Genomic DNA, 14,258 nt, shown 5'->3' on the forward strand with positions numbered 1-14,258 from the left:
TTTTGTTTTGGTTTGGGTGAATAAATATCCACTCCCAGCCGATCGCTATCGGGGGAAGGTTATAGTCGTCGCTGACTATCCATGTTATGATGTTACTCAAACCAATTCCGGTTCGCTGCCGGAACAGAGCCAGAGATGTTCGCTGCATCCTGGCTTTTGTTTAAGCAACATTTTTTATGGCAATACCGTTACTTTCTTTCCTTCAATTTTAAAATGCACCAGGGTGGTAAGCTCCAACAGCCTTAGTACTTTTGATACGGGTACATTACGCGGAATAGCACCATTAAAACCTTCCTGCACCGGCTTTCCGGCATAGTGGATCTCCACATCATACCAGCGGCTGATCTGTTTCATTATGTCTTCGATTCGCTGATCCCGGAAGATGAACATCCCGTTTGTCCACGCTACGATCTCTTCTGTATCCACTCCTTTTATGACCCTGGACGTATTATCGTTCATACTTGCCTGCTCGCCTGCGGCAAGCACCACTGATCGCTTGTCGCTGGTCAGTTTCACTTTTCCTTCTAACAATGTGGTAGTAACCGATTCTTCATCACTATAGGCGTTCACATTGAAATGCGTCCCCAGCACTTCTATAAAGCCAGCGCCGGCACTGGCGGGCAAATGCACATAGAAAGGTTTACCCTGATTTTTCGTGATCTCGAAATAAGCCTCCCCGCTTATCTCAACACTTCTCTTATTATCTGCAAATGCAGTTGGATACTTAATAGATGAAGCTGCATTCAACCATACTTTACTGCCATCAGGCAGTATCAATTTATATTGCCCGCCCCTGGGTGTTGCCAGCATATTATAGGTCAATGGATCGCCTTTCTTTAAGCCATCCTGCGTATAGATCAGTTGTCCGTTATCCGACTTTACTATTTGTGCATTGCCCTGTTTTGCCAGCATGCCATTGGCTGCACTGTCGAGCCCGATCTGTTCACCGTTGGCCAGGGTAAGAATGGCTTTATTGCCACCTGGCAAAACATCGTTCTTGGGGCTGTTGGCAGTCGTCCCTGCTTCCGGAGCGCCGGTTCTTTTATTGAGCAGTACATAACCCGCCACCCCCACCGCCAGGATTACAAGTGCAGCAGCTGCCCATTGCCAGCGGCCTTTCATTACAGTAACCGCGGCTGGTTTCATTTCGATGTTTGTTTTATCGGCCGCCAGCACTTTTTGCAGGGAAGCCTGCAGTTGTCCGGCTTCCACTGCCGAAGCATTGACCGATTCGGCTTCGATCATTTCCCGCATGATGGCTACCAACTCTGTTTCATCGTGTTGGTCAAGCAATTGCAATAGCGCCGCCTGCTGTTCAGGGCTCAGCTCGTCATTCATATATTGCCCGATCAAATGCCTGACATTCTCATTTTGCATATAATTGATTTGGCATCATTCCCTGTTTAGATGCAGCAACGGGAACAACGTACTACTCAAATGAAATAATTGTTAAAAAAACATTACCAGAAAATATACAAGGCTGATCGTATGGCCGGCCGCCCCAAGGTGATTACGAATATCCTTCAAAGCGGTCACCAATGCATTTTTTACTGTTGTGACTGATAATGAAAGGGCTTCGGCGATGGCGGCGGGCTTCAATCCCTGTTCGCGGCTCATGCGGTAAATGCGCTGACGTTGAGGCGGCATATTATTGACCGCCTGCGACACCAGCCTGCTGATCTCTGCCAGCTGGGTAAACTCGAAAGGCGTATTGGCTTCCTGTCTGGTCTCTTCCCGGGTTTGTAAACGGGCTAATTTCCTGCGATGATTCAGTTCAGTTCTAATGGCTTGTAAACATTGGCGGGAGGCGATGGTGAAGATCCAGGCGCGCAGGTTCTCCACCTCGGGCAGCTGATCGCGGTTCAGCCATACGCGCATAAAAGTTTCCTGCAGCATTTCTTCCGTCTTGTCTGCAGAACGGGTGAATTTCAAAATAAAAGGACGTAATAAAGGATAATACCGGTTAAAAAGACTGGCGAAAGCCGCTTCGTCACCGTCAGCTATCCGTTTACACAACTCTTTCTCCATTAGATTGACCAAGTGCAGTTAACAATTATTATCTCCTGATAAACAGATATTAACCTGTAACTGGCAGTAACAATATTCATTCGTGGATAAAGGTGCTGGAAGGCTTATGGTGACGCAAATTTACTAATAATGAAGTTACATTAAAAGAATAATGGTCTGGATGACATTCAAAGTTCGCAGTTCACAGTTCGCAGTTGGCGGTTCAGGCGGGCGATTAATTTTCGTAGTTAGCCTCCATACCGACAAACCATGAACTGAGAACGATAAACATTGTCTTTACATTATCACAACTTGTCCCGACTTAGACGGGATTATCGAATTATCGCATTAGCACATCAGCAAATCAGCTAATTAGCTAATTATGCTTTCTGGTTCTTCATAATGATCAAATTTGCAACGAGGCCGGTCCAGCCGGTTTGGTGGGAAGCTCCCAGGCCTCTTCCATTATCGCCGTGAAAATATTCATGGAATAAAATATAATCGCGGAAATGCGGATCGTTCTGCAATTTTTCGTTTGATCCGAACACCGCCCGCCTGCCGTTCCGGTTCCGTTTAAAAATATTCACCAGCCGGCACGCGATCTCAGTGCCTACCTGTTGCAAGGTGATAAAGTTGCCAGATGCGGTTGGATATTCTATTTTGAAATCGTCGCTATAATAAAAATGATACTTGCGCAGGCTTTCAATGATCAGGAAGTTCATGGGCATCCATACCGGTCCGCGCCAGTTGGAGTTGCCGCCATACATATCGCAATCGCTGTCGCCAGGCACATAGGGTACGCTCATCTCTGTGCCGTTGATCTTTATGCAGTAAGGATGTCTGGCATACTCCTTCGATAAAGAACGCACCCCATAATCGCTCAGGAAAGTGGTCTCATCGAGCATATGGCTCAACAATCTTTTCATGCGGTGACCGCCCAGCAGGCCGAGCAGGTGTTTGTTTTCTTTTCCTTCTTCGTACCAGCGCGATACCAGCAAGGCGAGATCGGGCCTGTGCCGCAGGAACCAGTCCATCCGTTCGGCAAACAATGGATTATTGTCCAGGGTTTCCCTGGTGATCACTTCAACGGCGAAGAGTGGTATCAGGCCCACCATGCTTTTTACTTTCAGCTTGATGATCTCGTCATTTTTCAGGCGCATCTGATCGTAAAAGAATTCATCTTCTTCATCCCACAGGCCGGTACTGTTCTTACCCATACTGGCCATAGCGCCGGCGATATACAGGAAGTGCTCGAAAAACTTGGTAGCCATTCCCGTGTATGCTTTATTGTAAGTAGACAGCTCCAGGGAGATATGCAGCATATTCAGGGCATACATGGCCATCCAGCTCGTGGCGTCTGCCTGTTCGGCCACTACGCCTTCGGGAAGCGGCGCGCTGCGGTCAAATACGCCAATATTGTCGAGGCCCAGGAAACCGCCTTCGAATATATTATTACCTTCTTCGTCTTTCCGGTTTACCCACCAGGTGAAATTGATGAGCAGTTTGTGAAAGATCGCTTCCAGCCACTCATAGTCTTTCACCCCTTTCGCTTTTGCATCCATGCGGAAGATCCTGAACACAGCGCCGGCATGAATGGGTGGATTGGCATCACCCAAAGACCATTCATAGGCGGGTAACATGCCTGATGGATGCATGTACCATTCTTCCGTAAGCAACTGCAATTGTTGCTTGGCGAAATCAGGATCGACCAGGCCAATGGTGACACAATGGAAACCCAGATCCCAGGCAGCATACCAGGGAAATTCCCATTTGTCGGGTACAGATATGATGTGCTCATTGTTGAGCTGCTTCCAGTCGTTATTACGGCCCTGCCAGCGCTGGGGCGGTGGCGGCGGTGTAGCCGGATCTCCATCGAGCCACTGCTGCACCTTATAGGAATAGAATTGTTTGTTCCACAACATACCGGCAATGGCCTGGCGGTGGATCCGCTTTTCATCTTCATCGGTGACGATCTGCTGAAGATCTGCATAAAATGTATCGGCCTCCGCCACGCGCTGTTCGAAGATCGCATCGAAGTGCTCAAAGGCATCGATCGAATGTTTGTCGCACAAGCGCAATCGAATGGTGTGCGAACCGCCGGCGGGGATCACCAGCTCATAGTCGATAGCGGCCTTGGTACCGGTCATGGCGGGGTTCACCGTTTTCTTCTCATGGATCAAATGATCGACAATGCCATCTTTCGGATAGGGCTGATCATCGTCATAATGGTACAGGCGGCGGCTATTCGTTTCGTTCTCGCAGAATAACATCCGGCCTTCGCCTTCAAAATAAAGGGTGGATACCGCTAACTTTTCATGCGTGATGGCAATAGCATGTGCACCACTTTTACGTAAAGAAGGTTTGTAATGGTGCCGTCCCCAGCGCCAGGTATTGCGGAACCATAGGGTTGGCAATACATGCAAACTGGCTGCTTCCTTACTGCGGTTATGAATGGTTATTTTTATGAGAATATCATCTGTGCCGGCTTTGGCGTATTCTGTAAATACATCAAAGTACCTGTCTTCATCAAAAATACCGGTATCGATGAGCTCGAACTCGGGTTCATGGCGGCTGCGGCGGGCATTCTCCTGGATCAGCCATTCATACGGAAATTCCTGCTGCGGATACTTATACAGCATTTTCATGTATGAATGCGTAGGTGTGGCATCGAGATAATAATACAGTTCTTTCACATCTTCGCCATGATTTCCCTGCTGATTGTTCAATCCAAACAAACGTTCTTTTACAATGGGATCTCTTTTGTTCCAAAGGGCCAGGGCAAAACACAACAATTGTTTATCGTCGCTGATGCCGGCAATGCCTTCTTCGCCCCAGCGCCAGGCCTTGCTGCGCGCCATATCATGCGTGGTATAATTCCAGGCGTCGCCATTGGCGCTATAGTCTTCCCGTACTGTTCCCCATTGCCTGTCTGACACATAAGAACCCCATCTTTTCCAGGTGGGCTGCTGTAATCGTAGTTGTTCTGCGTTCATTTGTTTACATTGCTGGGCAACAAATGTACAGGAGAAATATTAGAAGTGTATTAACTATAACTTACAATTGAAGGTCAGCAGAAAAGTGGTGCCCGACTGACTGAAATGTGAACCATCGTAGGTAGCGATGCTGTAGCGGCCATTAAAGGTTACGGCATTGAGATTCTTTCTAAGCGCCGCCGGATCGCTTAAAACGGCGCGGCCTTGCTCATTCAATGCCCTGAATACATACCCGGGCAGCGTATTGAAAATATTATTCACGGTGAACGAAGTTCCCAGCCAGGGTTTGAACTGCCATGAGATGTGTGCATCTGTAACTATCTTCGGTTTAAAGACCATTTTCAGGTTCGGGTCAAGCCCCTCGCTACGGAAGGTAGCGGGACCAAACAAAGTATTATTAATATTGACATTACATTTCCCTACACTGAGATCCATTCCCAGAATGGCTTTGTATTTCGGCCGGCTGGTGAGCAAGAGGGCTTCCTGCATATAATCGAAAATGCCCTTGCCCGCATCATCAATTAATTTGGGATTCGCCACTACGCCCAATAATTTATTGGCAATGGTATAGTTGCCGGCCAGGTTAACCGTTAAGCGGCCGCTGTTCAACACACGCATATTTTTTAGTGTAGCTACCAGGTCGAGCCCCTGGGTATTGGTACTGATGCCATTGGTAAAAAAACTAACGCCAATGATCCCATTGGCGCTAAGTACTGAGTCGAGTGTGGTATTTCTATTGGCTGTATGTGCAATATCGGCACTCAGAATGATACGGTCCTTAATATTGATATTGTAATAATCGAGGGTTAGACTGAAATGGCGGGATGGTCGCAATCCTACACCTGCCGTAAAATTCAGCGAGCGTTCGGGTTTCAATGCCGGCACACCCAGCACCTGGGCCTGCCAGCTCCTGTTACTTACAACGCCTTTCGATTGCACGCCCATGCCCGGCGTAAAGATCTGCTGCACGATCTGCAGGTTTACCTGGTGTAAACCCGGGGCCCGGAAACCTGTTGATACCGAAGAGCGGAGCGTAAGCAGATCACCGGCCATTTTTTTACGGCCGCTGAACTTCCATACGAAGGCGCCACCAAAATCATTGTAGTATTCCTGGCGGGCACTGGCATTCAGCAACATGGTTTTCGTAAGATCATAACTTAGATCGAGGTACCCGCCGAAATTGAATCGGTTCGACGTGCTGGCATTAATGTTATCAATACCTGAAAATGAAATAGGCCCCATACCCGTATACGAGGCCCTGTCCCCTGCGATGATGGTAAATATTTCCTTTCTGAACTCCACGCCAAAAGCGATCGCGAGCTGTTCATTCATTTTGTGCGTACAATCGATATTTCCTACATAATGATGAAAAGCATAACCGCCGGGCCTGAAGGTGGTGGGACTATGTGCACCCATCGACGGATTCCAGGTATTGTCTACTGAATAGAGTTGCCGGTTACCGCCAACGGTAGCGCTTACATCGGTTGTCCATGATGCTTTGTCGCGTTTAAAACCCAGGGTGGCATTGTAGTCGTTCAGATCGCCGGCGAAGGTTGGGCCAAAGCCCAGATAGGTGGAAGCCGTGTCATGTAACAGGTTATACGGATCTTTTTTCCAGTAGGAAGTACGGTAGTTGGCATAACTCTGAATGTTCTTGTATACATACGCTGCATTCGCATAAATAGACCCGTTATCATTCACGGGGATGCCCACATTTACCAGGAACCTGGCAGCGGTGATCGCCGGTGTACCATTCACATTCCGGGCATCGGGAAACTCCGCCAGATAGGCTTTTACTTTCTCCAGCCCTTCCGCTGTTCCATCGCCCAGGTCGATATTATCCTGTTCTGCATCTACTTTCCCTGGCCGGTTGGTGCGGTTCTCCTTTTGAAAACTGATGGTATAATTCGCATATCCTTTATCGCCAAAATTAACGCCGCTGTTGATACTGTTCCCGATCGAGAATCCGTCGCCCTTGCCGGTGATACCCGTATTGGTGTTGAAACTGGTATATTCAAAGCGGTCTTTGAGAATGATATTCATGACCCCCGCAATGGCATCCGAACCATACAGGGCCGAGGCGCCATCCCGCAAGATCTCTACCCGTTTAATTGCGTCAATGGGAATGGCAGAAAGATCAGTCTCTGTTTCGCCGCGCCCGGGGGATGTTTGAATATATACAATGGAGCCCGGGTTCTTTCTTTTTCCATTGATCAGGATCAGGGTGCGGCAAGGCCCCATATTCCTGATCTCATACGGATCAGATAAAGAGGTGGCATCGTGCACAGGCATATTCACCGTATTGAAAGAAGGTGCGCGAAATTGTAAAGCTTTGTCGAGCGTGAGCTGCCCTGTAGTGAGCAGGTCGGCGCCATTGATATTGTCAACCGGCAGCGAAGTATTGGTGAAAGTTCGCTGCGCCGCACGGCTGCCTACGGCCACCACTACCCCACTCAGATCGGTAGCCGCATTGTTCAGGGTCACATTCTTTACAGCTTCGGCACGCTGCATTCTGATAGAAGTTACAAAACTACTATACCCCACACTACTGTAATATATTTTATGCGTACCATCGTGCAGGTACAGCTGATAATTGCCCTGCGCATCGGTCACTGTTCCTTTAGGCAGGCCGATGACTATGATAGAAACACCTGGCAGCGGTTCGTTCTTTTCATTGCGCACCGTACCCCTCAGGAGGAATTGTTCCTTCCCTGCTCCTTTTTCTTTTTTACCGGTTGTTGAATAGTATTCAGGTCTTTCTGCGATAAGGATCTGGGTGGGTGAAAGCTTCTTAAAGGTGAGCCCGAAGGGTGTAAGCAGGGAACGCAATGCATCGTCCGGACTGCCGCTGTTGACCGTATCGGGTATAGCGCTTTTATGCAACACGAGTTGTTCGCGATATAAAATACTTACGCGAAATTTTCTTTCCAGGGCTGCAATGGCATCTTTTAAGGGAAGACTGTTCTCTGTTTGAATAGGGAGAAGCGGCGATCTGTCGTCTTTGTCGTTGCGGACAATTCGTTGCCCCTGCACGGCATTTCCCATGCACAGGAGCAAAATACATGCAATAAGCCAATGAGTGTACAGGCTTTTTCTCATAAATCACGTGCAGTTTCCATCCAATGATGGGTACAGACCGGGTGTCCAGGTCTAAGCTTTGGCCTTTATTGAATAACAACCTGATTGCCCTGTTTAGCAACCTTTGCATTGAACAGTTCGCTCAACACCTGCCACATTACCTGTTCGTTCTGTAATTCCAGCGTACCTGAAACTGTTTGTGTGTTCAGTGCATCATTGCGTAAAATGAAATCGTACCCAAAATATGCTTTCAGGGTTTCACATACTTCCTTTATCGTAGCGTTCTCAAACCGGTATTTGTGTTCCATCCATGAAGTGAACATAACCGGATCTGCAGTCCGGGTGCTTATAGTGCCCTGTGCTTTGTTATAAAAGCAATAATCGTTGGGCTGCATGATCTTTTCTGCATCACTGCCAGTTATGCTAAACCTGACTTTACCCGCCCGCAACATCACCGCAGTTGCTTCGTGGGTGCTGCGTACATTGAACTCCGTTCCCAACACTTCTATCTCGGTATTGCCCGCATACACTTTAAAAGCCTGGGCTTTACCGTTTATATCAACATGACGAACTTTAAAAAAGGCCTCGCCTGTTATCAATACTTCCCTGGTGTTGTTTAAACGGTTCTTATTATACCGCACCGACGAGTTGGCATTCAGCACCACTTCTGTACTATCTGGCAACCACACGGTTTTAATAGCTGCATATGGTGTGGAAAAATAAGTATACGAGGGCTTCCGGTTAAAGAACACCCATCCCAATAATATTAAACCGGCTATTGCCGCCGCCGCTTTCAGCCAGGAAAGTTGTATGGTTCTTCTTTTCGCCGGAACCGTTTGCCCCATGGCGATCGTATGATCGATCCGTTGTTTCAGGCCCCCATAAAAATCACCCGCTACCGCTTCCTTTTTAAAATCAAGGGTACGGATTATCTCAATGGCTTTTTGTGCTGCTTCCTTTGTGGCAGGGCCCGAATTCATCCATGTCGTCCACGCCTGGTTGCCTGCCCCTTCCGGATCCAAGACCCAATTGATAAACGATTCATCTTTCAGGAAGTCCTCTGTTTGATATGTTGAATACTTATCCATCTGTTCTATATTCTGGTTAGCGGGTTATTCAGTTATTAGTTATTCAGTTATTGAGTTCCTGAGTTACCGGGTTAAACGAGCCACTTATGAATTTAATAACTTATGAACTGAGTAACTTACCAATTCCACAGAACAACAGCCCATGCCTCCCCATCAGGCGCCACATATTCATGTACGGTTTCAAACCCGATCCGTTTATGGGCATTGATAGAACGCAGGTTCCTGGTGGCAATTTCAGTGATGGCAAAGTCATATTTATGTTTAAAATGATCTTTGTAGGCAGCATAACAGCCGTCGAATACACCTTTCCCCCGGTAATCAGCTGCTACACAAACCTGCCCCACGACCATATAGCGGTAATCAGCAATTTTCCTGTGCCGATAGTTCAGCTGTTCAAACAATTCGAACATCGGCAGCAGCAGCGGAATATCGTACCGCGAACGGGCTGTCATGGCCAGGATATAAGCAACTACCTGATCATTGTCCTTTGCGATCACATGCGATTCTATCTCATTCATTTTTTGCAGGTCCTCATAACGATGCGACACGGTTACAAATCCCTGTGAGGCGATCTGGTCGGCTGACAGACCGGCAACCAGGTTCTGTTGCTGCAAGGCCAGGATCTGCTCAAGGTCGCTGCCGGTTTTTGACGTTGTATATATGATCATAAATACAAGCTTAACGCTGAACGCTTAACTTAACGCTTGTTCCCCTAGCGTTCCCGCTTATCTGCCGTACCTTGGAAAAGCGTTGGAGACAGAAAGCAGGTTGGCCAATGCAAAGCGGTGCGTTCGTCGTTAAGCGTTAAGCGTTTTACATTTAAATCTACAACTTAAAGTTCAGCGTTGCCAAAAAGGTTGTACCTAACTGGCTAAAATGGGACCCATCATAGGTTACCATTGTATACCGCCCGTTAAATGTAATGGCATTGAAATTCCTTCTAAGCTGGGCCGGATCATTTAATATAGCCTCACCTGTACTGTTTAATGCCTTAAACCTGTATTCCGGCGTTATATTGAATATGTTATTTACTGCTATTGACGCATTTACCCGGTTACTGAACGTATACCCGATATTCAGGTCAGTCAATACCTTCGTTTGAAATTCCAGTTTCAGGTTCCTGTCTAACCCGTCATTGCGGAAAGTAGTTGGCCCGAACAGGGTGTTGTTGAGAAAGAAATTCCATTTACTAAGGGTAAGATCACCGCCCAGCACCGCTTTATATTTCGGCCGGCTGCTTAACAACAATGCTTCCTGAATATAATCAAAAGTGCTCTGGCCGGCATCACCGATCAACTTGGGATTGGTAATATCGCCATCCAGTTCATTCGACAAGGTGTAGTTACCGGCCAGGTTGATCGTAAGCTTGCCGGCCCTGCTTACCGGAATGTTTTTATAACTGGCCACCACATCGATGCCTTCTGTTTTTGTTCTGATGCCATTGGTAAAAAAGCTAACGCCAACGATGCCGTTATTCCTCAACACCTCATCCAGTTCGGTATTCCCCGCTGCCGTATTGGTGATATTTGAACTAAGGATAATGCGGTCTTTAATGTCAATTTGATAGTAATCTACTGTAAGGCTGAAGTTCTTTGTTGGGTTGAAACCAAAACCAGCTGTGAAGTTGACCGATTTTTCCGGTTTCAACGCCGGCACGCCAAGCAAGTGTGCCTGCGGGCTCTTATTACTTACAATTCCTTTTGTTTGAATGCCCGAACCGGGTACAAAACTCTGTTGTGCAATCTGCAGGTTGATCTGGTGCAAACTCGGTGCGCGGAAACCGGTTGAGATCGAAGAACGCACGGTTAGCTTATCACCGGCCAGTTTGGCCCGGCCGCTGAGCTTCCAGACAAAAGCACTTCCAAAATCACTGTAATATTCCTCGCGAATGGTACCGTTTACCAGCAATGCTTTAGAGATATCGTAGCTTACATCAAAATAACCGCCAATATTGAACCGGTTCACTTTGATGGCGTTGATTTCGCTAACCCCCGGAAACGAATTGGCGCCCTCTCCTGAATAAGAAGCCGTATCACCGGCAAAGATCTGGTAGTTCTCACTGCGGAATTCGCTGCCAAAACCGATGCTCAATTTATCAGTTACTTCTTTGGTAATATCTATATTTCCTACCACATGATTGAACGCATAACCACCCGGTTTGAACCGGATCGGGCTTTTTGTTCCCAGCGAAGCATTGATGGTATTCTCCACCGTATACAGTTGTTTGTTTCCGCCTGTAGTAAAACTGATGTCATGCACCCAACCGCTTTTAGCCGTTTTAAATCCAACGGTGGCGTTATAGTCGTTCAGGTCGCCTTCAAAGGTAGGGCCATAACCCAGGTATTCAGTACCTGCCGCATGCAACAGACCAAAATCCTGGCGCCAGTAAGGTGCGCGGTAGTTGGCATAACTTTGCACTTTCTTATAAACATAGGCGGCATTGGCATAAAAGTCGGTGTTTTCACTAACAGGGATACCCGCATTTACCAAAAATTTAGTGGCGGTGCTGGTAGGTGTTCCGCTTATATTTTTCGCATCGGGAAAGCGGCTGAGAAATGCCTGCACTTCCTGCAAACTGTTACCGCCGGCAAGGTCATTGTTATCGGCTTCGGCATCTACCTTACCAGAGCGGTTCGTCTTGTTCTCCCGCTGGAAATTAATGGTATAGTTGATAAACCCTTTACTGCCGAAATTGGCGCCGCCATTGAGACTGGTGAGTATGGAAAATCCATCGCCTTTATGGGTAATACCGCTGGCTATTTTAAAATTGGTGTATTCGAAACGGTCTTTCAGGATCACGTTCATGACGCCGGCAATGGCATCAGAACCATATTGGGCAGAAGCGCCGTCACGAAGGATCTCTACGCGTTTGATGGCTTCAGTAGGGATCGCTGCCAGGTCGGCGCCCGTTTCGCCACGGCCGGGTGAAGTTTGAATGTATACCAGTGCACTGGGATTCTTTCTTTTTCCATTGATCAGGATCAGGGTGCGGCTGGGGCCCATATTCCTGATCTCATAAGGATCGAGTAATGAAGTGGCATCATTCACCGGTGTATTTACAGTATTGAAAGACGGTACCCGTAATTGAAGCGCTTTATCAAACGACAATTGTCCGGCGCTTTGCAATTCGGAGGCGTTGATATTATCAACCGGCAAAGGCGTGTTAGTAAAGGTGCGTTGCGACGCACGGCTACCCACGGCCACCACCACTTCACTGAGGTCGGCTACGGCATATTGTAAAACAATATCGCGGGTAAGCGTTGTATTGTCGATCTTAACGGTCAAAGAATATGGGTTGAAGCCTACGCTGGTGACAAATAACTTGTAGGTTCCGGGGGCTAAAGAAAGGCGGTAACTTCCCGTTGTATCGGTAGAAGTTCCGCCTTTATTACCACTTACGACAATAGATGCATTAGGCAGCGGTTCACCGCTTTCGCTCTTTATCGTGCCTTTAATTCCCTGCGCGGTTACGACTGCGTTCATCAGTAGCAGCAATGCCACTCCTAAAATGGCATATGTTAATTTTCTCATGTGACTGATTTAATGATGGATGGTTTACAATGAATAGCAAGCTACTCGCATCAAAAACCTGCGCAGGTTTAGTATATGAGGATGAAACTTCGATTATTACCCCACAGAGATGAAAATATTTTTTTGCCTATAGGTTGAAAAAGGTATTGTAATTACCGGCAATACATCAACAGGATACCAATTGATAATACACCGGGTATACTTTCTTTTAAGGTAGCAATTGCCCTGCCCATGAGTTTGTAACAGGCTTTAACCGAGAGGTTCATATTCCGGGCGATGTCTTCAAAATTCAACCCTTCGTAGTACCGCAGGTAGATCACTTCTTTTTGTTTGGCCGTGAGCTTCTGCAGCACATTTTCAATTTGCTGCCGTAGCTGGCGCTGACTTTCATTTTGTTCGACCAGGGACTCGGGCGTCAACTCCAGTTCAAATCGATATCCCGGTCCGTCATCCGCATTCAACGATTGCAGCCGCTGTTGTTTTTGGAGCAGGTGCAGGATGGTAGTGCGCACCGATTTAAACAGGTAACTTTTAACGGAGCTATGTATTTGCAGCTTATGGCGGTTTGTCCATAACCACACAAATACATCGTGCAGGCAATCTTCCACGGCCGGCAGATCGGGAATGAATTTAAGTCCGTATTGGGTGAGCTGGCGGATATATTTATTATAGAGCAGGGTAAAAGCGGCGTAGTCATCTGATCGTATTTGAATGATCAGCGACCTGTCTTCCTGTGCAGTATGTGAATCAAAGGGTGTCCGGGTCATGAAACGTTCAGTTACCGGTATGTATCAGCCGCTTAACCGTTTAGCGTGTTACATTGCCGCCCTGTAATTTAATAACAAAATGCAGTCTGCTGACATTTGGATAATGTATATATATACACAGTAAGTAATCGGCCGCAAATCCGATAACAAGTTCTTTAATAAAGCGCTATGCGTTTTGATCGTATAAAATCCAGCTTCGGGCAACCGGTTTCCCGCTTGATCAGTTTTTACCTGCAGCCTGCTCGCCCCTTTTGAATTATTCAGTAGCTTAGAGAAGATGAACGCAGATCGCTTTATGCTTTACCCGACGCCTTTTGCCACCCGCCTTCCAAAGTTTCGCCAATGTGCTGTTGGAAGGCGAAGCGCATACGCGGCACCTCGCGTGGAGCATTCAGCGTTACCTATTTCTTACAGGCACCCAGGCAATTTTAACTCATGGCATTAGTAAAATTCACATACGCATTGAAACGATTTTTTCCGAAGCTCACCGATACAGAGGCGGGTGGAAAAACCCTGAAAGCGGTGCTGGATGAAATAGAAGCCAGTTATCCCGGCGTAACCCGCTATGTGCTGGATGACCAGGGCCGCCTGCGGCAGCATGTGAATATTTTTATCGATGGGGTAATGATCAAAGACCGCAATACCCTGAGCGACCCCTTTCAGGAAAACAGCGAGATCTATATTATGCAGGCGCTATCGGGCGGATAAATTAAAACGCAGATCGCCCATACGCAGGATCGCCAGGCAAGTGTGGCAGACCTTCTATCTTTCAATACTTTAAAAAATGATTGCTA

General features: G+C 47.3%; 9 protein-coding genes. 1 reads left to right on the forward strand and 8 read right to left on the reverse strand.

The window, feature by feature from the left end:
- Nucleotides 1–174 precede the first annotated feature (174 nt).
- The 8 genes from JT717_RS09470 to JT717_RS09505 form a co-directional block, all read right to left on the reverse strand.
- Entirely contained in the window at nucleotides 175–1,377 is a 1,203-nt protein-coding gene (locus tag JT717_RS09470) for a FecR family protein (protein ID WP_205509974.1), read from the reverse strand.
- A 72-nt stretch (nucleotides 1,378–1,449) separates the two neighbouring features.
- Nucleotides 1,450–2,028, reverse strand: coding sequence for an RNA polymerase sigma-70 factor (locus JT717_RS09475; RefSeq protein ID WP_205509975.1), 579 nt, complete (start codon nucleotides 2,026–2,028; stop codon nucleotides 1,450–1,452).
- A 359-nt stretch (nucleotides 2,029–2,387) separates the two neighbouring features.
- Nucleotides 2,388–5,000 carry an MGH1-like glycoside hydrolase domain-containing protein gene (locus JT717_RS09480; protein WP_205509976.1) on the reverse strand — a complete coding sequence of 871 codons (2,613 nt, stop codon included), beginning with the start codon at nucleotides 4,998–5,000 and terminating at the stop codon, nucleotides 2,388–2,390.
- A 54-nt stretch (nucleotides 5,001–5,054) separates the two neighbouring features.
- Entirely contained in the window at nucleotides 5,055–8,099 is a 3,045-nt protein-coding gene (locus JT717_RS09485) for a TonB-dependent receptor (protein ID WP_240347927.1), read from the reverse strand.
- A 65-nt stretch (nucleotides 8,100–8,164) separates the two neighbouring features.
- A complete protein-coding gene (locus tag JT717_RS09490; RefSeq protein ID WP_205509977.1) occupies nucleotides 8,165–9,166 on the reverse strand; it encodes a FecR family protein in 1,002 nt (333 codons plus the stop codon).
- A gap of 116 nt (nucleotides 9,167–9,282) precedes the next feature.
- Entirely contained in the window at nucleotides 9,283–9,834 is a 552-nt protein-coding gene (locus JT717_RS09495) for a GNAT family N-acetyltransferase (RefSeq protein ID WP_240347928.1), read from the reverse strand.
- A gap of 157 nt (nucleotides 9,835–9,991) precedes the next feature.
- Entirely contained in the window at nucleotides 9,992–12,697 is a 2,706-nt protein-coding gene (locus tag JT717_RS09500; RefSeq protein ID WP_205509978.1) for a TonB-dependent receptor, read from the reverse strand.
- Between the two features lie 152 nt (nucleotides 12,698–12,849).
- A complete protein-coding gene (locus JT717_RS09505; protein ID WP_205509979.1) occupies nucleotides 12,850–13,464 on the reverse strand; it encodes an RNA polymerase sigma factor in 615 nt (204 codons plus the stop codon).
- A gap of 435 nt (nucleotides 13,465–13,899) precedes the next feature.
- On the opposite strand from JT717_RS09505, the gene JT717_RS09510 reads away from it, so the two are divergent.
- A complete protein-coding gene (locus JT717_RS09510; protein WP_205509980.1) occupies nucleotides 13,900–14,172 on the forward strand; it encodes a MoaD/ThiS family protein in 273 nt (90 codons plus the stop codon).
- Nucleotides 14,173–14,258 lie beyond the last annotated feature (86 nt).

This window comes from Longitalea arenae (genome assembly GCF_016924755.1).
In the GTDB taxonomy this organism is placed as follows: domain Bacteria; phylum Bacteroidota; class Bacteroidia; order Chitinophagales; family Chitinophagaceae; genus Niastella; species Niastella arenae.

Excerpts from the sequence above, each read along its gene's own strand:
- JT717_RS09510 (WP_205509980.1), top strand. The coding sequence starts at position 13,900 with ATGGCATTAGTAAAATTCACATACGCATTGAAACGATTTTTTCCGAAG.
- JT717_RS09490 (WP_205509977.1), bottom strand. The coding sequence starts at position 9,166 with ATGGATAAGTATTCAACATATCAAACAGAGGACTTCCTGAAAGATGAA.
- JT717_RS09485 (WP_240347927.1), bottom strand. The coding sequence starts at position 8,099 with ATGAGAAAAAGCCTGTACACTCATTGGCTTATTGCATGTATTTTGCTC.
- JT717_RS09480 (WP_205509976.1), bottom strand. The coding sequence starts at position 5,000 with ATGAACGCAGAACAACTACGATTACAGCAGCCCACCTGGAAAAGATGG.
- JT717_RS09475 (WP_205509975.1), bottom strand. The coding sequence starts at position 2,028 with ATGGAGAAAGAGTTGTGTAAACGGATAGCTGACGGTGACGAAGCGGCT.
- JT717_RS09495 (WP_240347928.1), bottom strand. The coding sequence starts at position 9,834 with ATGATCATATATACAACGTCAAAAACCGGCAGCGACCTTGAGCAGATC.
- JT717_RS09505 (WP_205509979.1), bottom strand. The coding sequence starts at position 13,464 with ATGACCCGGACACCCTTTGATTCACATACTGCACAGGAAGACAGGTCG.
- JT717_RS09500 (WP_205509978.1), bottom strand. The coding sequence starts at position 12,697 with ATGAGAAAATTAACATATGCCATTTTAGGAGTGGCATTGCTGCTACTG.
- JT717_RS09470 (WP_205509974.1), bottom strand. The coding sequence starts at position 1,377 with ATGCAAAATGAGAATGTCAGGCATTTGATCGGGCAATATATGAATGAC.